The sequence below is a fragment of the uncultured Arcanobacterium sp. genome (assembly GCF_947253055.1).
Classification (GTDB): Bacteria; Actinomycetota; Actinomycetes; order Actinomycetales; family Actinomycetaceae; genus Arcanobacterium_A.
In genome coordinates, this window is sequence record NZ_CAMXYE010000103.1 from 1 (window position 1) to 3481 (window position 3481).

General features: G+C 53.0%; 3 protein-coding genes and 1 tRNA gene. 2 read left to right on the top strand and 2 right to left on the bottom strand.

Annotated elements, in window-relative coordinates; translation table 11 throughout:
- Nucleotides 1-1289, bottom strand: a 1289-nt coding sequence (locus Q0X35_RS06225) for a GTP-binding protein (protein ID WP_297566609.1), incomplete at its 3' end; no start/stop codon positions are given.
- Between the two features lie 281 nt (nt 1290-1570).
- Entirely contained in the window at nt 1571-3124 is a 1554-nt protein-coding gene (locus Q0X35_RS06230) for a GTPase (RefSeq protein ID WP_297566610.1), read from the bottom strand.
- Between the two features lie 103 nt (nt 3125-3227).
- Here Q0X35_RS06230 and Q0X35_RS06235 point away from each other — a divergent pair.
- Together Q0X35_RS06235 and Q0X35_RS06240 are read left to right on the top strand one after the other, a co-directional pair.
- Nucleotides 3228-3300: transfer RNA gene (locus Q0X35_RS06235), tRNA-Arg, on the top strand.
- 34 nt (nt 3301-3334) lie between these two features.
- Nucleotides 3335-3481, top strand: a 147-nt coding sequence (locus Q0X35_RS06240; protein WP_297566612.1) for an exonuclease domain-containing protein, incomplete at its 3' end; no start/stop codon positions are given.

Here is a 3481-nt window from a genome sequence, read left to right on the forward strand (position 1 = left end):
GAAGCCGCCACTACTAAGGCAATGCGCGGCGGTTCTCCCACCCACGGTATACCGAATACCGCGCCGGCTACTCCTCCGGCAAACAGCAAAACGGCAAAAAGCGTAAAAATCCACCGCGGATAATGAGCTATTGGCTTTGCAGGCACTTTCGCCAACCTTAAGCCATAATTTTTCCGCATCCGCTCCGGCGTGGGCAAAGCCCGGCAGAGCGCCTGCTCCCATAAATCAGGCATTCCCGCCACTAAATGTGCTTCCCACGCATCGCGAATTGCGACCGTCATAGTGTACGAGGGGCGGTCGGGGGCAGAAACCGCGGGGCGGAACCAGCCTTTCCCAGAATCGTGAATTGACTGCACTACTGAAGGCAAACCGGAAGCGCGGAAAATCTTTTCTGCAAAAGCCGCCGCGGGCGCACCGCGCAACTCCGCTTCTCCTTCTCCTACATATATCTGTAGACGCGCAGAAATCGCCGCTAATTCGGCCTCCGCCGTCAATTGCGTGATATTGGGGCGCTGCACTGACGCCTGCAAAATTTCTTTTACGGGCGCCAATCCCTGCCCTTGCAGCGCCGAAACAGGGTAGATAGGCACATCTTTTAAGCCATCGGCTATAAGCAAGCCGCGCAAATCTTCTATAATCCGATCCGCGCCTCCCGCCGGCAAAGTATCTACCTGATTTAAGACCACCAACATGGAATCTGCCCGATCAGCCAAGGCTTCCAAGTATTCGCGATGCAAGAGATGGTCGGCATATTTTTGCGGATCAACTACCCAAATCAAGACGTCTACTAGCGGAAGAATTTTCCCGACGAGCAAGGAATGGCCAATCTTCACCGAATCGTGATCGGGAAGATCGAGCAATACTAGACCTTCTAATTCGGCTGGAGTAGGAGTGAGAATTGAATCATGCACAATGCGCCGACTTCTCTCTATCTCCAGATAATCCAACAGTTCAACCGCTTCCCCACTCCAAGCACAAGCAGTAGGGCGCTCCGTGGTGGGGCGCAGCTCTCCGGCGTCGGCAAATTCGAGACCCGTCAGCGCATTAAAAAGGGTAGATTTCCCCGAACCCGTGCCTCCTACCAAGGCAGCTACGGCAAAATTCCCTCCGATGTGGAGGCGTTTTTCCACTTTTTCTAAATCAGCTAGAGCGCGCTCGCGCACCTGGTCGGGAAAATAAGGAGCCGCCGTTTGGAGCATATCTCTCATATCTTCCAAACGCTGATATAGCTGCTGCGTTTGCGCAGAAAAATGCGCGCTCTCTGCCACGGCTCCCCTTTCCTTGCTCATCTAATTTCCTTGCTCCATCTAAGCTCTATAATAAGCGATTATCTTTCATTTTTTCTTTTCTACGCCGCCAAGCAGCCCATTGCCGTTAAGAATTTATTCCGCCACGCAGCCCATCTCCACCAGGCAACCTAGCCCCGCCAAGCAGCCCATTGATCAGAGGCGCGATTACTGGAGCGCTTAGGAGTTAGCCGAATACGGAAAATGACGCCGAGAAACCCACAAAGGATAACGCCGAAAAACTCGCGGAGAATGACGCCTAAAATTCCGCTAATAATCCCCCGCTAAAATTCCGCTAAAAATTCACTCGCGCGCGCCCGCAAGGCCGTGCTATCTCCCACTTCTACCTCTGCTAAGACATCCGTATAGTAAGCCACTAATTCGGCAAGCGTCTCCCGCACGATTTGGGCTAACGCCCGCCGCGCCTCCCAGACCGAACTCTCTAGCGAGATTTTGGCTGCCGCGCGCCGCGCTCCTACGATACCTCCGGCTGCGGCGCCGATTAAAGCAGCGTTACCGGCAGGGCTTAGCCACGCATTAGCTCGGCAATTTCTCCCTAATATCTGCAAATTTTCTTGCCACCGCGCCAGCGCCTTATCCACTAATTTTTCTGGATCAATCTCCTGCCGCGCGCGCGGCACAAAGTTGCTGGTATCTACCACGTCTTTTTCCCAAGATTTTTCGATAGCAGCCTGCGCCGTCACGATTCCTTGCATCAAAGCCAACTTCGCAGAAGTAAACACCGGATCAAACACTTGCCGAGCTGCTAAATCTCGCTTTGCACTGTAGCGGCGCAATACTAGCGGAGGTTTTTTCAGAGCCACTAGGCCGGCCAAAGGCCCTCCGGTCGCAGCCGCCGCCAACCACGCCGTAGTAGGAGCACCTTGCCCAAATCTTCCCGCTTCGATATTAGCCACTAGCTTTTCGAGCGGCGCCCGCGCTCCCTCGTGCGCTTTATCGCGTAAATCTGTAAGTGCGTGCTCCTGCGCTTCTAGGCCGTCTGCCAGCCGTAATAAATCGGCGCGCAGAGTGGGGAAAGTAGCTGCCGTGGTGCGCTGCACCAAGCTGTCAGCCATTTTCGATTCCGCCACCACCTGCAACCAATTTTGAAGCTCTGCTACGGCGGCAACCGGCAATAATCCTTCCATCGCCCCTTGATCGGGAATAATAAAGAGCGGGCTATCTTCCATCCCTAAATCGTTGATGCGCTGGCGTAAATCCCGGCTAATAGCATCTATCGCTTCCGGGCGCACCCGATTCAAAATAACTCCGCAGGTAATTCCGCGCTGCCGCGCCAGCTGCAAGGTATCCCAAGCTACCGCGTCTCCGTAGCGCGCCGCCGTCGTCACAAATAACCATAAATCGGCCGCATCTAAAAGACGGTTAGAAATTTCCCGATTTTCCTGCTCAATCGTATCTAAATCCGGAGCGTCCACTATTACTATCCCCGGAATAGCTGCCTCCGATACACAGTAAGTACCTAAGTCTTTCAACATATGCTTATCTAAAGCAGCGGCGTCGGTTGGGTGCAGCACAACTGCCGGAATCCGTGTGGTGGGGCGCATGATTGACGCAGCAGAAACTTCTTCCTGGAGCAGCGAATTCACAATCGTAGATTTTCCCGCCCCTGAAGATCCACCTAACACCACCAGCGCCGGCATATCTGCAGCTTCTAAACGAGGTAATATCCGCGCTTCTAGCTGCGTAAGGAGCATTTTACGCGTTTCATTTAGTTCCTCTGCTCCCGGCATTACAAGCGGCAGCTCCGCATTGCGCAGAGCCGCAATTGTACCCTGCACTAATTCGATGTGGTGGTGCGGAAGAGAATTCGTATCCATATATCTATTATGCACTTATATATTGCATTTATTACTTATCCACCAGTAAGCGGCACTGGGCTTGCTAGACTTTCTCGAAACCGAGTAGATTTACTTAGTGCTGGCCTCCATAGCTCAATGGATAGAGCACCGGCCTTCTAAGCCGTAGGTTGTGGGTTCGAGTCCCGCTGGAGGCGCTAGGGTTTTCCTATTTTTAACGAGGTGAATGTTTTGGCTGGGCAAGAAGCTCCAATTGTTTGGATTGATTTGGAAATGACCGGGCTGGATCTGGAAAAAGATGCCATTGTAGAAATCGCGGTCGTGGTGACGGACGGAAATTTGCAGCCCTTGGATACGGGATTGAATTTAGTCGTTAAG